Source organism: Streptomyces lincolnensis (assembly GCF_021173675.1).
Lineage (GTDB): Bacteria > Actinomycetota > Actinomycetes > Streptomycetales > Streptomycetaceae > Streptomyces > Streptomyces lincolnensis_B.
This window is the reverse complement of the sequence record NZ_JAIHON010000011.1, coordinates 40,057-58,865: the sequence shown is the minus strand read 5'-3', so window position 1 is coordinate 58,865 and position 18,809 is coordinate 40,057. Positions and strand designations below refer to the sequence as shown.

Genomic DNA, 18,809 nt, shown 5'->3' with positions numbered 1-18,809 from the left:
GCCGCGGAGGCGGTGGGAGAGCTCTCTCTGGAGACGGAGGAGGGCCGCCGTAGCGAGACCCGGGCCGTGCTGTGTGGCTGTTCGCGCAGCCGGCTCCAGCCGTACTGCGACCACTCGGGCCCGTACGGCCGGTGACCCGTCAACGACCCCACCCGCCCGTCGCGCCAGACCCCGACATCACGCTGATCCCGATCTCACGCTGACCCCGACCCCACGCCGCTCGCCACCCCGGCAGCGCCCCCCTGAGCAAGCGCACCCCCGAAGGAGGGGCCGATGTCCGCCGAAACCCTCGCCCCGCCGCGCGGAGGGGCGGAACCCGAGCGAGGAGCGGGCGGCGGTGGGCACGCGACCGTCGTGGTCATAGGCGGCGGCCAGTCCGGGCTCTCGGCCGGCCACCACCTCAAGCGGCGCGGCTTCACCAGCGCCCTGACCGACCCGGACGGCGACCGCACCTTCGTGGTGCTCGACGCCGAACCGGCCGCCGGCGGGGCGTGGCGGCACCGCTGGGAGTCGCTGCGGATGAGCACCGTGAACGGCATCTTCGACCTGCCCGACTTCCCGCAACCTCCCGTCGACCCCGACGAGCCCAGCCGTACGGCGGTGCCGCGCTACTTCGCCGCCTTCGAGGAGGCGAGTGACCTGCCGATCCTGCGGCCGGTGACCGTCAGCGCGGTACGGCCCGTGGACGCCCGGCCCGACGGGGACCTGCTGGTGGAATCCAGCGCGGGGACCTGGACCGCCCGGGCTGTCATCAACGCCACCGGCACCTGGACCAACCCCGTCCGCCCCCACTACCCGGGACAGGAGACGTTCACCGGGATCCAGCTGCACACCCGCGACTACGTCTCGGCCGACCGGTTCGCCGGTCTGCGGGTCGCCGTGGTCGGCGGCGGCATCTCGGCGCTTCAGCAGCTGGAGGAGATCTCGCGCGTGGCCACCACGTTCTGGTACACGCGCCGTCAACCGGTCTTCCGCGCCGGGGGGTTCGCCCCCGAGGTCGAGGGCCGTGAGGTCGTCGCCAAGGTCGCCGCCGACGTCGAGGCGGGCAGGCCCACCGGCAGCGTCGTCTCCTACACCGAACTGGCCTGGACACCGTACGCGTTGGCGGCGAAGGAGCGCGGGGCACTCGAACGGCGTCCCATGTTCACCGCCGTCGAGCCGGGCGGCGTCCGCGAGGCGGACGGCTCCTTCACACCGGTCGACGCCATCCTGTGGGCCACGGGCTTCAAGGCCGCCCTGGCACACCTGGACCCCCTGCGGCTGCGCAACGAACTCGGCGGGATCACCATGCGCGGCACCCAGGTGGCCGGCGAACCCCGGGTGCACCTGGTCGGGTTCGGGCCGTCCCAGTCCACCGTCGGCGCCAACCGCGCCGGCCGCCAGGCGGTCACCGGCCTGCTGCGGCACTGGAAGGCCACCGCGGCGCCCGCCTGACCGACGCACGGACCGGACACCGCCCGCCTGACCGACGTACGGACCGGACACCGCCCGCACGCCTGCCCCCCCGCGTCCCCACCTACCCGAGCCCGAGCAGGAGTTCGGTGAGCTCGGCCGGCATGGTGATCATGCAGTCGTGGCCGGTCTCCAACTCCCACACCTGCGCCGGGGCGCCGTTGGGCTGCAACGCGGGGACGGGACGCCGGGCGAAGCCTTCGGGCTTGCCGGTGACACAGTGGATGTGCGTCCGGGGGATCGCGCGCACGGCCGGGTTGTCCAGCCGGACCGGTTGCCGCAGGCAGCGCACCGGGTGGTCCGACAGCATCGAGCGCAGCCAGGCGACGTCCGCCGGGTCGGTGACCCCGAACAGACCGGCGGGCGGCGGCATTTCGGGGAGCGGCGGAACCCGCCAGCCGCTCTCGGACTTCTCGGCGCGGTCGATCAGGTCCTGGGTGACGGGCAGGACATCGGCCGCGCTCTCGCCGTCCTCCGGGACCATCGCGTCGAGGTACACCAGCCGCGCGACCCGGTCCGGGACACGGTTGGCCGCCGACGAGATCACCAGCCCGGCGTAGCTGTGTCCCACGAGGACCACCTCGGTGAGGTCCTGCCCGGCGATCAGACCGACGATGTCGTCGACGTGCGTGTCGAGCCCGATGTCGCGGCTGAGCAGATGCGCCGTGTCCCCGTAGCCGGTCAGCGACGGTGCGAGCACCCGGTGTCCGGCCGACGCCAGCAGCGGGACCACCCTCTCCCAGCACCGCCCGCTGTGCCAGGCGCCGTGCACCAGCAGATACGTCGTCATGGTCGTGCTCCTCGCTGTGCTCCGCCGTGTCCGGCCGCGACGGGTCGGGTGAGCGGTACCTGTCCGCCCGGCGGGCCGACGGCCAGGCTTGTCGCCCGTGCCCCGACCGAGCCAGGGCCCCCGTGGTCCTGGGGGTGACAGGACCAGGCACGCGGGCGGCCGTGCGTACTACGGTGGCGAGATGACCGGCGAACCCAACCCGCTGGGCGACTACGTACGCGCCCGCCGTGAACTCGTCTCTCCGGAACAGGCCGGCATTCCGGTGGTGGGGACGCGGCGGGTACCGGGCCTGCGCCGGGAAGAGGTCGCGATGCTCGCCGGCATCAGCGCCGACTACTACCTGCGCCTGGAACAGGGCCGCGACCGCAACCCCTCCGCGCAGGTCCTGGAATCGCTCGCCCGCGTGCTCCGACTGGACGAGGACGCGACGGCTCACCTGTTGCGCCTCGGCGCCGGTACCTCCCGTCGGCGCCGGTCCAGGCCCCGGCCCCGGAAGGAGACCGTGCCCGAGGGCATCGCCAAGCTCGTCGCCTCCCTCCCGCTGCCGGCGATCGTGGAGGGGCGCTACTTCGACGTCCTCGCCGCCAACGCCCTGGCGACCACGCTGTCACCGCGCCTCGTGCCGGGAGGCAACCGCCTGCGGGACCTGTTCCTCGACCCCGCCGAGCAGGCCCTCCACCCGGACTGGAGGGACGCCGCCGGAGGCATGGTCGCCGGCTTCCGCCAGTCCGTCGGCACCGACACCGACGACCCCCGGTTCATCGAACTCGTCGGCGAACTCTCCCTCGCCAGCCCCCACTTCAGCCGGCTCTGGGCCCGCCACGACGTGGAGGCGTGCGAAGGCGAACCCAAGTACCTGGACCACCCCCAGGTCGGTCGCCTCCGACTGAACCGGGAGCGCTTGGGTATCGGTGGTACGGCAGGCCAGACGCTGGTCGTCCACCACCCGGATCCCGGCACCGACGACGCCGACAAACTGGCGCTGCTCGCCTCCGTGGCCGCCACAATCCAAGATCATGTACAGGACAGCCCCTAGGATGGCCGGCCACCGTGCTTGTATGTGTAGAGCGTTGCGTTCGTCGCGGAAAGAAGGCCCATGGGCACCAAAGAGGCCGCACTTACACCATCACCCCTCCTCGGCGACTCTCTGGACGGCCGGTCGGCCGGCCCCATGGTGCCGCGCCTGGTCCTGGGAGCACGGTTACGCCGGCTGCGGGAGGAACGGGACGTCTCCCGTGCGGCCGCGGGACAGGTCATCCGGTCCTCCCGGTCCAAGATCAGCCGCATGGAGGCGGGCCGCCACCGGTTCAAACCGCGTGACGTGGCCGATCTGCTGACCTTCTACGACGTCACGGACGACGCCGAACGCGCCACGTTGATGGCGCTGGTGGACCAGGCCAACACCCCCGCCTGGTGGCAGTACTACAACGACATCGTGCCCGCCTGGACGCAGACGTACCTCGGGGCCGAACAGGCCGCGAGCCTCATCCGCTGCTTCGAGGTGCAGCGGGTTCCCGCCCTGCTCCAGACCCCCGACTACGCGCGCGCCTCCATCCGCCTCGCCCACCCGGACGCTCCCGCGGAGGAGATCGACCGGCGGGTCACCCTGCGGACGACACGGCAGCGGATCCTGGACCGGCCGTCACCGGCCCAGCTGTGGGCGGTGATCGACGAGGCGGCACTGCGCCGACCGGTGGGCGGCGCCCGTGTCATGCGCGAGCAGCTCCGGCACCTGATCGAGATCTGCCGGCTCCCGCAGGTCTCGGTGCAGGTCCTGCCGTTCCACGCCGGCGCCCACGCGGGCGAGGCCGGTCCGGTCACCATCCTGCGTCTGCCCGGCGGCGAGTTGCCCGACGTCGTCTACCTCGAACAACTCACCACCGCTCTCTATCCGGACCGGCCGGCCGAGATCGAGTGCTACTGGGACGTCATGAACCGCCTGGTCGTCGAGGCCGAATCACCGGACGAGACCCCTACGATCCTGCACCGCATCCTCCAGGAGACCTGAACCGACGGGAGATCTCAGTCGACATCCGACGGGAGACCTGCCCCCCCCGGCCCGGCGGCCCTGCTCAGCGCTTGAGGGCCACCCCACCGTACTGATGCACCTCGGCGGGCAGGTCAAGGGCCGCCGTGTCGGGACGCCAGCGCGAGCACGACGTCACGCCCGGTTCGAGCAGTTCCAGCCCGTCGAAGTAGCGCGCGATCTCCTCGGGGCTGCGCAGGATGTACGGGATCGAGCCGCCCTCGTTGTACTGCTGGATGGCCGTGACGTAGTCCTCGCTGGTGCTGGTGCTGTCGTACTGCACGAGGAAGCTGCCTGAGGGCAGGCCGGCCACGAGTTCCCGCACGATGGAGCGCGCCTCGTCATGGTCCTCGATGTGGCCCAGGATGCCCATCAGCATGAGGGCGACGGGCCGGTCGAAGTCCAGCGTCTTCGCGGCCTCCCGCAGGATGGTGCTGGGGTCGCGCAGGTCGGCGTCGACGTAGTTGGTGACGCCTTCCGGTGTGCTGGTGAGCAGCGCGCGGGCGTGGGCCAGGACCAGCGGGTCGTTGTCGACGTAGACGATCCGGCTGTCCGGGGCCACCCGCTGGGCGATCTGGTGGGTGTTGTCGACGTTGGGCAGTCCGGTGCCGATGTCCAGGAACTGCCGGATGCCCTCCTCCGCGGCCAGATGACGGACCGCGCGGGCCAGGAAGTAGCGGGCGGCGCGGGCTCCGGTCTCGATGCCGGGGAAGATCTCGCGGAAGGCGTCGCCGGCCACCCGGTCGACCTCGTAGTTGTCCTTCCCTCCCAGCCAGTAGTTCCAGATCCGGGCCGACTGCGGCACAGACGTGTCGATCTTGGCGAACGCCTCCTGCGCGGAGTTGGCTGCCTCATCAGTCATGGACGCTCCTGCGTGTACGTAGAGGGAGAACCACGAACCGTCGAACACCAGTCGTGGAAGCCCACGTTATGCCCCGAGGAGCGACTCATGTGAACCATCCGCCCCAACTACCTCTGCTCGGCGGCCGGTTGGTGGTTGGTTGGCGGGTCCGTCGTCATGTTTCTCACCCTGTTCTCATCGCAGTGGGTGCAGCGGCGTCAGCTCGGGGGCCGGGCGCCCGGTGACGATCGACTCCGCCAGCAGCTTGCCGCTCAGCGGTCCCAGGGCGATGCCCCACATGCCGTGGCCGCCGCAGACGTGGACGCGGGGCGAGCGGGTCGGGCCGACCAGGGGCAGACCGTCGGCGGTGCACGGACGCGGGCCGGCCCATGCGTCGGTACGGCGGTCGAAGTCGGCCGCGGGGAGCAGTGCACGGGCCGCGGCGACGATCGCCTCGATACGACGGGGATCGGCGGGCCGGTCCGGTGCCGTGAACTCCATCATGCCCGCCACCCGCACCCGGTCCCCGAGCGGAGTGCAGACCACCCGCTGCTCGGCGAAGTACGTGGGCCGGCCGGGCAGCCCCTCCGCGGGCAGGCTGAAGCTGTAGCCGCGCCCGGACTGCACCGGGGTGCGCACCCCGAAGGGCGCGGCCAGCCGGCCGAGCCGGGCACCCGGGGCCAGGACGGCTGCGTCGGCCCGCAGAGAGGTGCCGTCGGAGCTCAGGACGACGACGTCCGAGCCCAAGTCCCGGACCCGGGTGACCTCCAGGCCCGTGAGGACCTTGCCGCCCCGGTCCCGCACCGCGTCGGCCAGCGCCGCGACGTACGCCCCGGGATTCAGATGCCGCTGGCCGTGCAGGAGGACGCCCGCGTCGACGCGGGCCGAGAGCGCCGGCTCCTGCTCGCGGGCCTCGGCCCCGGTGAGCAGGTCGTAGGCGACGTCCTGGCCCGCCGAGCGCACCGCGTCCAGCTCCGCGACGAGCGCGGCACGCCCGGCCGGGGAGGTGAACGCGAGCAGGCACGGGTCGCCCGCGCGGGTCGGCTCGGCGATCCCGCCCTCGGCCAGTTCGTCGTACGCCGACAGCGCCCCGCGGTTGAGCGCGGCGAGCGCGGACATGGCCACCCGCCAGTGCCGGTGGGTGCAGTTGCGGGTGAACGCCAGCAGGAAACGGGCCAGCCGGAGGTCCGCGCGCGGAGGGACGTAGACCGGGGAGGCGGGGGAGAGCAGGGTGCGCAGGCCCAGCTTCAGGGCGGCCGGTTCGGGGAGCGGGACGGTCAGGGCGGGGGACAGCCAGCCCGCGTTGCCCCAGGACGCCCCGGCCGCCACGCCCTCCCGGTCGACCACGGTGACCTCGACCCCCGCCTCCTGGAGGAACCAGGCGGTCGCCAGCCCCGCCATGCCCGCGCCGACCACGACGGCGCTGCGCGGGCTCACGGCCGGACCCCGTCCGCCGTCGCCACGGCGGGCCTGCGCTCGCCGACGAGCGTCGCCTGCTCGAAGGCGTACCCGGCCCGCAGCACCGCCAGGTCCCGCCGGTGCGGCCCCACCAGCTGGACGCCGACCGGCAGTCCCGCCGGGGTGAAGCCGGCCGGGACCGACAGCGCCGGGCAGCCGGTCATCGTGATCAGGTAGGCGGAGCGCATCCAGTCCAGATACGTCTCCATCGCGGTGCCGTCCACCGAGGCGGGGTGGGCGAGTTCGACGGCGAAGGGCGCCACCTGGCTCACCGGCAGCAGCAGAAGGTCGTAGCGCTGGAAGAACTCCCGTACCCGGTGGAAGATCTCGGCCTGGAGGAGCTGGGCGCGGCCCAGGTCGGGGCCGGCGAGTTTGCGGCCCTCCTCGATGTTCCAGACCACGTCGGGGGACATGCGCTGCCGGTGTTCGTCGAGCAGGGGGCCGTAGGCGAGTTCCATCTGCCAGGCGCGCTGGAGCAGGAACGCCTCGTCGGCGCCGGACAGGTCCGGGCAGGTCTCCTCGACCTCGCAGCCCAGCGCCGCGAACACCTCCACCGCGCCGCGCACCACGTCCCGCACCTCGGCGTCGACCGGCACGCTCCCGCCCAGGTCGGGCGACCAGGCGACCCGCAGGCCCCGGACGTCGCTGTCCAGGCCGCCGGTGAAGGCGGACCCTGGCGTCTCCAGGGCGAGCGGGCTGCGCGGATCGGGGCCGGCCAGCACCGACAGGGTCAGGGCGACATCGGTGACCGTGCGGGCCATGGGGCCCTTGACCGACAGCTGTCCCCACGGCGCCTTGTCGGGCCAGGACGGGACCCGGCCGGGGGAGGGGCGCAGGCCGACCACGTTGTTGAAGGACGCCGGGTTGCGCAGCGAGCCGCCGGTGTCGCTGCCGTCGGCGATCGGCTGCAGGCCGGCGGCCAGGGCCGCTCCCGCGCCGCCGCTGCTGCCGCCCGCGCTGCGGGAGAGGTCGTAGGGATTGCGGGTGGCGCCGAAGACCGGGTTGACGGTGTGCGAACCCATGCCGAGTTCGGGCACGTTGGTCTTGCCGATGGTGATCGCGCCCGCCGCCCTGAGACGTTCGACGACCAGATGATCCCGGGTCGGTATGTGGTCGGCGAACATGGGTGAGCCGTACGTGGTGCGGATGCCCGCGGTGTCGTGGAGGTCCTTGTGCGCGACGGGCAGCCCGTGCAGAGGGCCCGGTTCCGCCCCCGACACCAGACGCTCGTCCGCCGCGGCGGCCTCCTCCAGCGCCCGGTCGGCGACGAGGGTGACGATCGCGTTCACCGACGGATCGACCCGCTCGATCTGTTCGAGATGGGCGGTGACGACCTCGCGGGCGGAGAGCTCGCGGCGCCGCACGGCGGCGGCGAGGTCGGTGGCGGTGCGGAAGCACAGCTCGGCGGGGTTCACAGTCCTCCCAGGGTTTCCTTGAGTTGCACGACGGCCAGCACTCCGAACAGGACGAAGGAGCTCGACAGCAGCACGTTCGACAGGAGCTTGTTGCGGTACGGCCTCTCGATGCCGCGCCGGTTGAGGAGCACCAGCAGCGCTCCCGACAGCAGCGGCAGGATCAGCGAGCCGACGGCGGCGTAGGTGAGCACCAGGCGGACCGGGCGCCCCATGAAGGTGACCACCACGGAGGCGACCGCGCAGTAGAGCACGAACCCGCGGAACGGGCGGCTGCGCTGGCCCATCTGGCCCTCGGCGTCGGCCTCCGGGATGCCGCGCAGGGTGCGCAGCGAGTCGGACAGCAGATAGCACAGCGCGTTGAAGCCGCCGACCAGCGCGCTCAGCGTCACCAGGAAGAAGGTGCCCAGGAACAGCACGCGCGCCACCGACCCCAGGTCCGCGCCGAGCGGTTCGGCCAGCGCGGCCAGCCCGTCGTTGCCGGTGATCGTGCGGCCGGTGCCGTACAGCAGGCCCGTGCCCACGATCGAGGTGCACACCACGAACAGGAACGTGACCGCGTAACTCACCCCCGCGTCCGCACGCATGACGGGCAGCCAGCTGCGGTGCTGCCAGCGCTTCTCCCGCACCCAGTAGCTGTACGAGGCCACACCGGCCGTGCCGCCCACCCCGCCGACCAGGGCGAGCACCGTGATCATGTCGCCCTCCGGCAGCCGCGGCCGCAGCGAGGTCACCACGGCGGACGGGTCGTCCATGGTGACGAGCGTGGCCACCGCCAGCACGACCATGCCGAGGAACTTGGCCAGCATGAACCCGCTCATCACCCGCTCGAACACCGCGTACCGGCCCACGTACACGAGCCCGGCCGACACCAGCGCGATCACCACGGCCACCGGCCGCAGGGGCAGCGCGGGGAACAGCGTGGACAGCGCCAGCGAGGCCACCGAGCTGAGCGCCGCCCCGTACAGCAGTCCGATGACCAGCACGAAGACGAAGAACGCGGACGGCAGCCAGCGCCCCGCCGACCGCAGGCTCGCGATCACCGTGAGCCCGGTGGCCAGGTACAGCCGCCCCACCGCCTCGGTGAGCGCGTACTTCAGGACGACGCCGACGAGGATCGCCCACATCAGGGCCATGCCGTAGCCGGCGGCGCCCGCGAGGGAGGTCACCATGTCACCGGCGCCCACGCTGGCGGCCGCCAGGACCAGCCCGGGGCCGAGGACGGCCAGCTGGCCGCGTCGCGTGGCGGGGGCGTGCGAGGGCGGCGCGCTCAGGTACCGAGGGGGACTGTCGGGGGGAGTCGCGGTCACGTCGGCCATCTCCTATGTCGGGGAGTCATGGGAGTCACAGGTCGTACGGCGCATGCGGGCGGCGTCTCTCCGGCAGCGTCGGGCACGCTGACGGAAGGGAACAAGAACCCCTGGGAAAATGACGGAATCGGCCATACGCTCAGACCGATGGACGCACCGCAGACCGGCCCCGTGGCCGATTCACTGGACCGCCGCATCATCAGCGCCCTCCAGGTCGACGGCCGTGCCTCCTGGCACCGCATCGCCGCCGCGCTGGGCGAACCCGAACGCACCGTCGTCCGGCGCGGCACCCGCCTGCTGGACTCCGGACTCGTCCGCATCGGGGCCATGGCCACCCGCGGCCGCAGCACCGTGGTCGCCGTGCGCTGCGCCCCCGGCCAGGCCCGCGTCGCCGCCACCGCGCTGGCCGGCCGCCCCGACTGCGTGTTCGCGCACGTCCTGACCGGCGCCTGGGACTGCGTCGCGGAGGTGCAGTGCCCGCGCGACCGCCTGCCGGGATTCGTCATGGACGAACTCCCGGGGCTGCCGGGTGTCGTACGGACGTCGACCCTTCCGGTGCTGCGCCATGTACGGACGATCCGGGAGTGGCACGCGGGGCTGCTCACCGAGGAGGAGATCGCGGCACTCACCGACGGCGCTACCGTCCCCTCCACAGCCGTAGCCGCAGCCACGGACCCCGACGCGGCCTCGGCCGATGTCCTGCCGCCGCCCGACGACCTCCGTGAACTCACCCGCCCCGACCGGCTGTTGCTGCACGCCCTCGCCGAGGACGGCCGCCGCACCTACGACGAACTCGCCCGCGTCTGCGGCGTGTCCGAGGCCACCGCCCGCCGCCGGCTCGGCACCCTGCGCCGGGACGGCCGCGTCCGCGTCCGCGCCGTCATCGAACCGGCCCTCCTCGGCCTCCCGGTCGAAGCCGTGCTGTGGGTGCGCTCCGCCCCGGCCGCGGTGGCGTCGGTGACAGCGGCACTGGCCCGATCGACCCATGTGCGCTACGCCAGCTTCGTCACCGGCGAACGGCAACTGCTCGCTTTGACCGCGTTCCCGGACGAGGGGGCACTGCATGACTTCGTCACGCGGTCCGCCTGGCTGCGCGACGTCGTCTCGGTGGACGTGTCGATGGTCCTCGGCACGCTGAAGCGCGGTGGGATGCTCGTGTCCCAGTGACGCGGCCGACTGCGTGCCACCGGGGGCGGCGCATGCGATGCCGCGGGTGCACGATCAGCTGTGGTGCGTGGTCGTGCTGTCCGTTTCGGGGCCGGAGGCATGAGGGGGCGGCGTCGTGAAGGAGAGCCCGGTGAAGTCACGGCCCTGGATCACGGGCCCCGAGAAGTGGCCGCCCGAGATCTGGTTGTGGACCTGGCTCTGGTCCGTGCGTACCGAGACGGCCAGCTCACGCCATCGCCGCAGGTCCGTCTCGAAGTCCGCGTCCACCGAGGCCCGCGCCGCCAGTATCGCGCTCAGTGCCTGGGCACGCGTGGGGTCTGCGGGGGATTCTTCGAGGAGGGCCAGTTCGGCTTCTCCCGAACCCGCGGCTGCGGTCGGGTCGTTCGTTTCGGCAGAGCGTCGGAAGGGGCGCCGTACCAGGGAGGACAGGCTCATCCACGCCTGCCGGCCGGCTTCTCCACCGGCTCCTGCGGCCAAAGCCGCCAACAGTGCGACTGATATGGGCTCCACACCCGTACCGCCCTCCGTCTGCGTGGGGCCGTGGGCCCCTCTCGGTGCCGGTCGGCTGGTCTCCACTGTGCGGTGCGGGGGTGGAGGCTTCAAGACCTCCTCGCGGCACGGCCGGTGAGGGGGTGGATGGGGTGGCTGTGTGGTGCCACCCCGGTGGGGTGTCCCGGATGGGGAGTTCAGCTTCGGTCAGGGGTGTGACCGTGGGGAGAACACGCGGCCTGTGTACGCCGCCTTATTCAGATGATGATGCAGCGATAGACGTCGGCCCTGACGGTCGAGGTGGGTTCGGCGGCGGAAGCGGGGGACGCCGCTATGGCAAGAACACCCAGCATGGCGGCGACCGTTACTCCGGCAGCCCGAAGGCCCATTTTGCGCACGTGCGTGTGCCCTTCTTTGTGCGAATTTGACGAGGGGAAAGCTACCACCAGCCCAGGGCAGGTCCGAAATTTTGAACTAAGGTCACCAGTTCGGGACGCGGGGCGTGTTGGGTCGACGATTGGTTTCCTATTGAATTACATCGACCCCGCCACACTGGCGTTCGATTGCGTGGCCGCCGATAGGACCTCGGTGAGGGCCTTTTGTGCGGACATTGTTAAGTCCATGTCATGCATACGCTCGGCAAGAGACAAAGCGATCTCCAGGTGATGCCGTGCCGAGGCGAGGTGGCCCGCTGTGAAGTGGGCCTGCCCCAGACGGCGTTGGGCCTGGGCCTCCTGGTGGGCCGCGCCGATGTCCTGGGCGATGTCGAGCGCGGCCGTGAGGTGCTGGATCGCGCCCGCAGTGTCCCCCGCTCTGCGGTGCGCCTCGCCGAGTCCGATGAGGGTGTCCGCCTGACTCTTCCGATCGGCCAATGCGCGGAATTCTGCGAGCGTTTCCTGGTAGAGTGCGGCCGCCGCGGCTGTCTCACCCGATTCGGTGAGGGCGTCGGCCAGGCTCCCTCGTACAGTTGCTCGATCGTAGCGGTTCCCGGACTTCTCCAGAAAGAAGAGCGCCTTTTCGAACGAGCGGCGGGCGGATTCCAGATCCCCGGCTCGCATGTGCAGGTCGCCCAAATTGTTGAGTGTCTTTCCCAGGGCGGTGTCGTCCCCCGCCTCTCTGAATCCGGAAAGCGCTTTCTCGAAGTGTTCGCGCGCTCGGTCGTGCTGCCCCAGGAAAAGTAATGTCACCGCGATGTTGTTGTATCCGCGCGCTCTGTCCCAGGCGTCACCGGAAACGGCCGTCAGACCGAACGACTTCTGGAAGAGGACGAGGGCCTCGCGGTGCTCGCCCAGGTGCCAGTGGAGAGTGCCGAGCGTCCGCAGGGCTTCCGCCTCCGCCTCCACGTCGTCGGTGGAGCGGGCGATGTCCAGGGCGCGCTCCCCGGTTTCGGCCGCCTCCGGATAGCGGGCGGTGTGCGCGTACACGGCGCTCAGGTGTGCCAGGCCCCGGCACAGGGCGGCCAGGTCGCCGGTGCCCGACCAGTGGTCCACGGCGGGGCGAAGGACGGTGTGCGCGTCGTGCCAGTGGCACTCCGTGTTGAGGAAGCCTGCCATGGCGTAGGCGAGTCGGGCGGCCGTCCCGGGGTGTCCCTGGGCGCGCGCGTGGGCCTCCGCGGCCAGGAGGTTGACCCGCTCGGCGGTGAACCACGACCTGGCGGCCCCGGCGTCGGGCAGACACCGCAAGCCGCTCGGCGGGCCGTCGGGCGGCGGGGCGCACCTGACACGACGGGGATACCCGAGACGGTCGGCATGGTCGGCGGCGGCCGCGTAGAAGTCGGTCAGGCGGCACAGGACGTCGGAGCGCTCCTGTTCGCTGTCGTCGAGGAGGGCCCTGGAGCGGCCGTACTCCCGCAACAGGTCGTGGTACCGGAACCGGTCAGGGGTCGGCTCACGCACCAGGTGCAGGGCGAGCAGCCGCTCCAACCGGCGTTCCGCGGCGGCGAGCGGCAGGCCCAGCGAGGCGGCGGCGGCTTCCGCCGTGAAATCCGGTCCGGTATGCAGGCTCAGGCGACGGAACGCGGTGCGCTCGTCGTCGGAGAGGGTCTGGTACATGAGGTCGAAGACGTGTGACACCTCCAGGTCCGCGTCCCGGATCTCCTCCAGTCGGCCCCCGGGGCGGGCGAGGCGGTCGGCGAGCGTGGTGAGCGTCCAGGAGGGATGGGCGCGGAAGCGGCTGGCGACCAGTTCGATGGCGAGCGGGAGACCACCGCAGTGGTGGACGATGCGGGTGATCTCCTCGGTGTCGGACGCGCGTTCCCCGCCCGCGAACGCGCGGAACAGCGCGACGGCTTCGTCGTCCGGCAGGACGTCGAGCGGGATGTGCCTGGCGTGCGGCAGACCGGTGAGATGGCGTCGGCTGGTGACGATGGTCAAGGACGCCGAACCGCCCGGCAGCAGTGGTCGGATCTGGGCGGTGCTCACCGCGTCGTCGAGGACGATGACGGCCCGGCGCTCGGCCAGCATGGTCCGCCACAGAGCGGTGCGGCCTTCGAGTTCGAGGGGGATGGTCTCGGCGGGAGCGCCGAGCAGCCGGAGGAGCGTGGCCAGTGCGGTGGCCGGGCCCAGGGGGTCGCTGACGGGTGAACTGCCGCGCAGGTCCAGGTAGAGCTGTGCGTCGGGGAACCTCTCGGCGAGCCGGCTCGCGCCGTCCAGAGCTACGGCGGTCTTGCCGATGCCGGCCATGCCGGTGACCGTGCTCACGGACTCGACACTGATCACCGCCCCTTCCTCCGCCTCCGTCTCGACCATCGAGCTCAGGGCGCGCAGTTCCGTCCCGCGGCCGACGAGCGGTGGCTGGTGGGGAAGGTTCCGCGGCGGGAGCGGGTGCGCGAGCGGGGGCGACTGTGCGTGCGGGGTCCGGTCGGCCGTCGGCCGCGGTGCCGAAGCCGTGCCGGTGGGAGCTCGCCCGCTCCGGACGAGATCGGTGGCCGGCACGCGGTCGAGGATCCCGCTGTGCACGCGGTTGAGTTCGGCGCCCGGACGGGATCCGAACTGCGTCAACAGGAACTGACGGACCTCCTGATGGACACGGAGGGCTTCGGTGTACCGGTCGGTGCCGTAGTACGCCAGCATCAGCTGTCCGGCGAGCGTCTCGTCCCCCGGGTGCCGCTCGACGAGGGAGGACAACTCGGGGGTGAGTTCCGCGAACCGGCCCAGCCGCAGCAGCGCGGCGATCCGGGAGACGGTGGCACCGAGTCGCCGTTCCGCCAGGGTCCGGCGCGCGGACTCCGGCCACAGGCCCGGCAGACCGGCCAGGGCGTCGCCCCGCCACAGCCGCTCCGCCCGGTCGAGGAGGGCGGCCGTGCGTTCGTCGTCCCCGTCCGCCGCCGGGTCGCCGGCCCGCGCCACCAGATGCTGGAACCGGTGCCAGTCCACGGATTCGCGTGCGGCCTCCAACGTGTACGTGTGGGCGCGGCTGATGATGCGGGGCGCGCCGGTGGCGGGCGGGTCGTCCATGCGCAGCCGTCGGCGGATCCGCGACACGTAAGTGTGCACGTTCGCGCGGGCGTTGGGTGGAGGTTCGCCGTCCCAGAGCCGGTCGACGAGCGTGTCCAGCGCGACCGGACGTCCGACCTCCAGCGCCATGACGGCGAGGGCGGTCCTCTCCTTGTCCGAGCCGAGCTCCACGCGTCGGCCGTTCACCCCGAGGCCCACCGGGCCCAGTACCTGGAATTCCACCAGCGCCTCCCGCTGGTCCGGCCATTCGACGAACATGGCAGGGGGTAATGGACGTGGTAACGGATGGACGAGCATGGCAGGAAGCGAGGGGTGTTACCAGATGGGCCCACGCGCTGGCTGAATCGTTTCTCTGTGCATCGACGCGTTCCCGCCGTCCCGCATCGTTTCGGGGATCAGGAGGGTAGGACCGCCTTGATCGACGCATGGGCGGCCGGTCGGGGGAGGACGGGCGCATGTCTGCGGCGCGGGAGGACGACCGGCACGGAAGCGGCAACATCATCAGCGGCGCGGCCCATCTGTACGGGCCCACCGTCCAGGCGCGTGACGTGCACGGCGGCATCCATGTCCAGGCCGCCGCGCCGCCGCGGCCGCCCACGCCCCGTCAACTCCTGCCTGTTCCAGCACACTTCACCGACCGGGTGGAGGAACTGGCCGCCTTGGACCAGCTGTTCCAGCAGCGCAGGGAGGCCGACGCGCAGCCGCTGATCGTGATCAACGGGCCCGCGGGCATCGGCAAGACCGCGTTCGCCTCCCGGTGGCTGCGCACTCACGCGGCCGCGTTCCCCGACGGGCAGCTGTACGCCGACCTGCGGGGACACACCGCGGGCGGTCCCGCGAGCCCGGGTGAGATCCTCAGTCAGTTCCTGAGGGCGTTCGGTACCTCCACCGTGCCCGGAGACCTCGCCGAACAGGCCTCCCTGTGGCGATCGGTCACCGCGGATCTGCGCATCGCGGTGATGCTGGACAACGCCTTCACCGCGGCACAGATCCGGCCGTTGTTGCCGGGCGGACAGGGCGGGCTGGTCGTCGTGACGAGCCGCCGCAGACTCACCGGGCTGGTCATGGACGGGGCCGTGTTCCACCGCCTGCGCTCGTTCGGTGCCGCCGCCGGAGTGGAGTTGTTCGTGCGAGGCGCCGGCGAGGGCCGTGTCGCGGACGAACTGCCCGCGGTCCGCAGGGTCGTCTCGCTCTGCGCGGGTCTGCCGCTGGCCGTGTGCCTTGCCTCGGCACGGCTGGCAGCCCGGCCCGGCCAGCCGGTCGCCGCACTCGCCGAGGCGCTGACGCCGGACGACGGCCGCCTGGCCGCGCTGGAAGTGGAAGGGGAGGGGACGGTGCACAAGGCCCTGAACGCGTCGTACGCGGTGCTCGGCCCGCAGGCCGCGCGCCTGTACCGGGCACTCGGTCTGCTGCCGGTGCCCACCTTCGACGCGTCTACGGCTGCGGCCGCCTGCGCGGAGCCGCCGGCCTGGGCGGAACGGCAACTGGACGAACTCGTCGAGGCCAACCTGCTGGAGGACATCGGCCCGGACACCTACCGCTTCCACGACCTCGTACGGGTGCACGCCCGCGAACGGGCGACGGCCACGGAGACCGCGGCGGCCCGTGAGCGGATCCGGCGCCGGGCGGCCGACTGGTACCTGCGAACCGCCACGGAGGCCCAACGACTCATCACCCCCGCGCAGTTGACGCTGCCGCGCACCTACGCGCACCCCGGTCGGCTGCCCGTTCCCTTCACCGACGACCGCGGCGCCCTCGGATGGCTGGACGCACGGCGCACTCACCTGATGGCGATCCTGCGCATGGCCGTGGAGCAGGGCTGGCACGCCACGGCGTGGCAACTCGTGGACGCCATGTGGCCGTTGTTCCTCCGTCTGCGCCACTACGAGCTGTGGATCGAGGCGCACCGGATCGGGCTGGAGGCGGCGCGCGACGACGGGGACCGCGAGGCCGAACGGCAGATGCTCAACTCCGGGGCCATCGGCCTGAGCGCGGCACGGCGTACCGACGAGGCCGCCGAGTGGTACACCGCTTCCCTCCGGGCGGCCCGCGAAGCGGGCGACCGACGGGACGAGGGGCAGGCGTTGCTGGGCCTCGGCGGCTGTCACATCGAGGCCGGCCGGTACACCGAGGCCGCGTCCGAGCTCGACCACGCCGTGCGGACCTGGGAGGCCTGCGGATACCCACGGGGAGTCGCCCTGGCGAGGATCCTGCTCGGTGAGGTCGCACTCGCCGAGCAGGATCTCGACCGGGCCGTGCACTGCTTCACCCTGGCCCGGCAGGGGCTCCTCGCGGTGTCCGACCCGCACGACGCCGCCCGAGCACTCGCCTTCCTGGGCCGGGCACACGCCCGCACCGGCGACCACACCACCGGAACGGCCCAGATGCGTGAGGCGCTGGAGGTGTTCACCTCCTCCGGCGCCGTGCACTGGCAGGCGCGCGCCCTGGAGATGCTCGGCGACAGTGCACAGGAGCAGGGCGACGATCCGGCGGCCCGGGACTTCCACGCACGGGCTCGCGCTCTGTACGAAATCACCAGCCCGGCAGACGCCCGCCGACTCGCCTGAGAGGCGCTCCTCGCCGGGTTCACCGCTCGCCAGGGGGCGCGGGCCCCAACGAGCGGCACCTCACCCCGCGCTCAGTACACGGATGTCGTCCAGATCGCGCACCTCCCGTCCCGCCACCAGCCAGGCGTGCAGGCAGGAGGCCAGCAGCGGCCGGTCCGCGGGAACGCGCCGGCCCAGGAAGAGCGCTCGCCGACCCGGTCCGTCGAGCACCGCCCAGCCGCCCCCGACCAGGGGCACCGCCGCGAGTCGACAGCCCGGATGCGCGGCCGTGACGCCCTCCAGCCACGACACCGCGGCCGCCGGCGACCGCGCGCACCCCGCGTACAGCACGTCCGAACATGTCAGCCAGGGACGTTCCCGGCAGGCGTCGGCGTCGGCCACCACGTGCTCGTCGGTGACCGGTGCGCCGAGGTCCGCCGCGGGACCGACCCGGGCCGTCAGGTCGTAGGCCGAGCCGGCCGAGGTCACGCGGAGGACCAGGGACGGGGCCGGCGGGTGGGGGAGAGGGGCCGGCGAGGGCAGTGCCGAAGCGGTGTCCGTCAGTCGTCGCAGTGTGACGCGGACGAGGTGTCTCACGCCACGACCTCCCGCCGGACCTGCGTCCAGGAGTCCAGGGCGGGCGGCTCCGGCAGGGGGACGGTCTCCGGTGCGTGAGCGGGCTGGCCCAGTCCCAGTAACCGGTACATCAGTCGCCGCATGTTCCTGTTGAACCGTCCGGGTTCGGAGCTGATGCGCGCCGCGATCCCGGTGTACTCCTCGCGCCGGTACTCGGCGGCGGCGTAGTCCAGCTGAGCGGCGAGCGCGTACGTGGGCGAGAGCGCCGGCGCGGTCACGGAGAGGGTTGCGGCAGGTGAGTCGGGGTTGATCTCACGCTCCGGCGAGCCGGTCAGCAGGATGGGGGCTTCGGTGAGCGTTCCGTACAGCGTGACGGAGCCGTGGTCGCCGAGGATCAGATCGGCGGCGACGAGTACGGCCCGCCAGTCCGCCTCGGGCGGCACCACCGCGATGCCCAGGCGGGCGCAGCGCGCCAGCCAGGCACGGACCTGCCATGAACCGTGCCCCGACCACACGTTGGGGTGGACGAGGATGACAGGGCGGAAACGCCGGGCGGGCAACTCGGCGATGAGACGCGGAAGCAATGCCTCGAAACGCCCGAAGGACGAGTGCGTCCCCCAGGTCGAGGCCACGACCACCAGTTTCCGCCCGCCCGTGAGGCCGAGCGCCCGACGGTAGACGGCCCGCGACGGCAGGCTCGCCGCGATCCGGTCGTGCACGGGGTCCCCCACCACGTGGGTGAGCGGCAGGACCTCCGGGCAGAACCGTTCCAGGACGGACAGCTCGGCGTGATGGGGTACGGCCACGGCTGCGGGCAGCCTGCCTCCGGGGGCCACGTCCTCTCTGCGCAGCCCGGCCACGCCCGGGTGTCGTTCCGTGTGCAGGCGCTTGAGGTAGCACGCCCCGTGCGGCAGCGTGATCAACGGAGCCGAGATTCTCTCCATGCCCCGGGGGCCCGCCGCCAGCGCCAGGTCGAACGTCATCCGTACCGCCTCGTCCCACGGCAGCACCGCGCCGCCCAGCCCGCGGAGGAAGCCCGGGACCTCGTCGCCGAAGACGTGCGGCGGTGCCGTGAACACGACCTGGACCCTGAAGTCGGCCTCCAGCAGCGACAGGATGTCGACCAGCCGCTTGCCATAGGCCAGGGTGTGCACCACGACCAGCACGGTCTTGCGTTCGACCAAGGTCAGCCACTCACGTTCGGCGACCGACGGATCCGTACTCATGCTCAACGCCGACATGACGATCCCCGTTGTCCGTACGGGCCCGGGGCCGGGCCCTCGTGCC

15 protein-coding genes are annotated in these 18,809 nt (G+C 72.1%); 6 read left to right on the top strand and 9 right to left on the bottom strand.

Translation table 11 applies throughout. The features are described from left to right. Positions 1–12 precede the first annotated feature (12 nt). Positions 13–135 (top strand): hypothetical protein, encoded by a 123-nt coding sequence (locus K4B79_RS48685; protein WP_374208529.1) that lies wholly within the window; start codon positions 13–15, stop codon positions 133–135. 138 nt (positions 136–273) lie between these two features. Continuing rightward, positions 274–1,434 (top strand): NAD(P)-binding domain-containing protein, encoded by a 1,161-nt coding sequence (locus K4B79_RS31105; RefSeq protein WP_232030625.1) that lies wholly within the window; start codon positions 274–276, stop codon positions 1,432–1,434. 82 nt (positions 1,435–1,516) lie between these two features. Here K4B79_RS31105 and K4B79_RS31100 read toward each other — a convergent pair whose 3' ends face one another. After that, a complete protein-coding gene (locus K4B79_RS31100) occupies positions 1,517–2,242 on the bottom strand; it encodes an alpha/beta hydrolase (protein WP_232030624.1) in 726 nt (241 codons plus the stop codon). A gap of 181 nt (positions 2,243–2,423) precedes the next feature. Between K4B79_RS31100 and K4B79_RS31095 the strand changes: the two genes are divergently transcribed. Together K4B79_RS31095 and K4B79_RS31090 are read left to right on the top strand one after the other, a co-directional pair. Continuing rightward, positions 2,424–3,278, top strand: a complete 855-nt coding sequence (locus K4B79_RS31095; protein WP_232030623.1) for a helix-turn-helix domain-containing protein — start codon at positions 2,424–2,426, stop codon at positions 3,276–3,278. Between the two features lie 60 nt (positions 3,279–3,338). Beyond that, on the top strand, positions 3,339–4,250 hold the full coding sequence (locus K4B79_RS31090; RefSeq protein ID WP_232030622.1) for a helix-turn-helix domain-containing protein: 912 nt from the start codon (positions 3,339–3,341) through the stop codon (positions 4,248–4,250). A gap of 64 nt (positions 4,251–4,314) precedes the next feature. On the opposite strand, the gene K4B79_RS31085 is transcribed toward K4B79_RS31090, so the two are convergent. From K4B79_RS31085 to K4B79_RS31070, 4 genes are all read right to left on the bottom strand, one after another. Then, the gene (locus tag K4B79_RS31085; protein ID WP_232030616.1) at positions 4,315–5,130 is read right to left on the bottom strand and encodes an SAM-dependent methyltransferase; all 816 of its coding nucleotides are present in this window, start codon (positions 5,128–5,130) and stop codon (positions 4,315–4,317) included. A gap of 174 nt (positions 5,131–5,304) precedes the next feature. Further along, the gene (locus K4B79_RS31080) at positions 5,305–6,546 is read right to left on the bottom strand and encodes an NAD(P)/FAD-dependent oxidoreductase (RefSeq protein WP_232030614.1); all 1,242 of its coding nucleotides are present in this window, start codon (positions 6,544–6,546) and stop codon (positions 5,305–5,307) included. After that, positions 6,543–7,982, bottom strand: coding sequence for an amidase (locus tag K4B79_RS31075; protein WP_232030612.1), 1,440 nt, complete (start codon positions 7,980–7,982; stop codon positions 6,543–6,545). Before K4B79_RS31075 ends, K4B79_RS31080 begins: the two co-directional genes overlap by 4 nt. Further along, a complete protein-coding gene (locus tag K4B79_RS31070; RefSeq protein WP_232030610.1) occupies positions 7,979–9,298 on the bottom strand; it encodes an Nramp family divalent metal transporter in 1,320 nt (439 codons plus the stop codon). Before K4B79_RS31070 ends, K4B79_RS31075 begins: the two co-directional genes overlap by 4 nt. A gap of 138 nt (positions 9,299–9,436) precedes the next feature. On the opposite strand from K4B79_RS31070, the gene K4B79_RS31065 reads away from it, so the two are divergent. After that, entirely contained in the window at positions 9,437–10,456 is a 1,020-nt protein-coding gene (locus K4B79_RS31065; RefSeq protein WP_232030608.1) for an Lrp/AsnC family transcriptional regulator, read from the top strand. A 54-nt stretch (positions 10,457–10,510) separates the two neighbouring features. Here K4B79_RS31065 and K4B79_RS31060 read toward each other — a convergent pair whose 3' ends face one another. Continuing rightward, complete coding sequence (locus K4B79_RS31060; protein ID WP_269464164.1) at positions 10,511–10,891, bottom strand: hypothetical protein; 381 nt, start codon at positions 10,889–10,891, stop codon at positions 10,511–10,513. A 587-nt stretch (positions 10,892–11,478) separates the two neighbouring features. Further along, positions 11,479–14,658: an AfsR/SARP family transcriptional regulator gene (locus tag K4B79_RS31055; protein ID WP_232030604.1), complete on the bottom strand. Its 3,180-nt coding sequence runs from the start codon at positions 14,656–14,658 to the stop codon at positions 11,479–11,481. Between the two features lie 197 nt (positions 14,659–14,855). Here K4B79_RS31055 and K4B79_RS31050 point away from each other — a divergent pair, with 197 nt between their 5' ends. After that, entirely contained in the window at positions 14,856–16,967 is a 2,112-nt protein-coding gene (locus K4B79_RS31050) for a tetratricopeptide repeat protein (protein ID WP_232030602.1), read from the top strand. 60 nt (positions 16,968–17,027) lie between these two features. Here K4B79_RS31050 and K4B79_RS31045 read toward each other — a convergent pair whose 3' ends face one another. Together K4B79_RS31045 and K4B79_RS31040 are read right to left on the bottom strand one after the other, a co-directional pair. Beyond that, positions 17,028–17,543, bottom strand: coding sequence for a hypothetical protein (locus K4B79_RS31045; protein ID WP_232030601.1), 516 nt, complete (start codon positions 17,541–17,543; stop codon positions 17,028–17,030). Continuing rightward, positions 17,540–18,763 (bottom strand): hypothetical protein, encoded by a 1,224-nt coding sequence (locus K4B79_RS31040; RefSeq protein WP_232030600.1) that lies wholly within the window; start codon positions 18,761–18,763, stop codon positions 17,540–17,542. Before K4B79_RS31040 ends, K4B79_RS31045 begins: the two co-directional genes overlap by 4 nt. Positions 18,764–18,809: the final 46 nt, after the last annotated feature.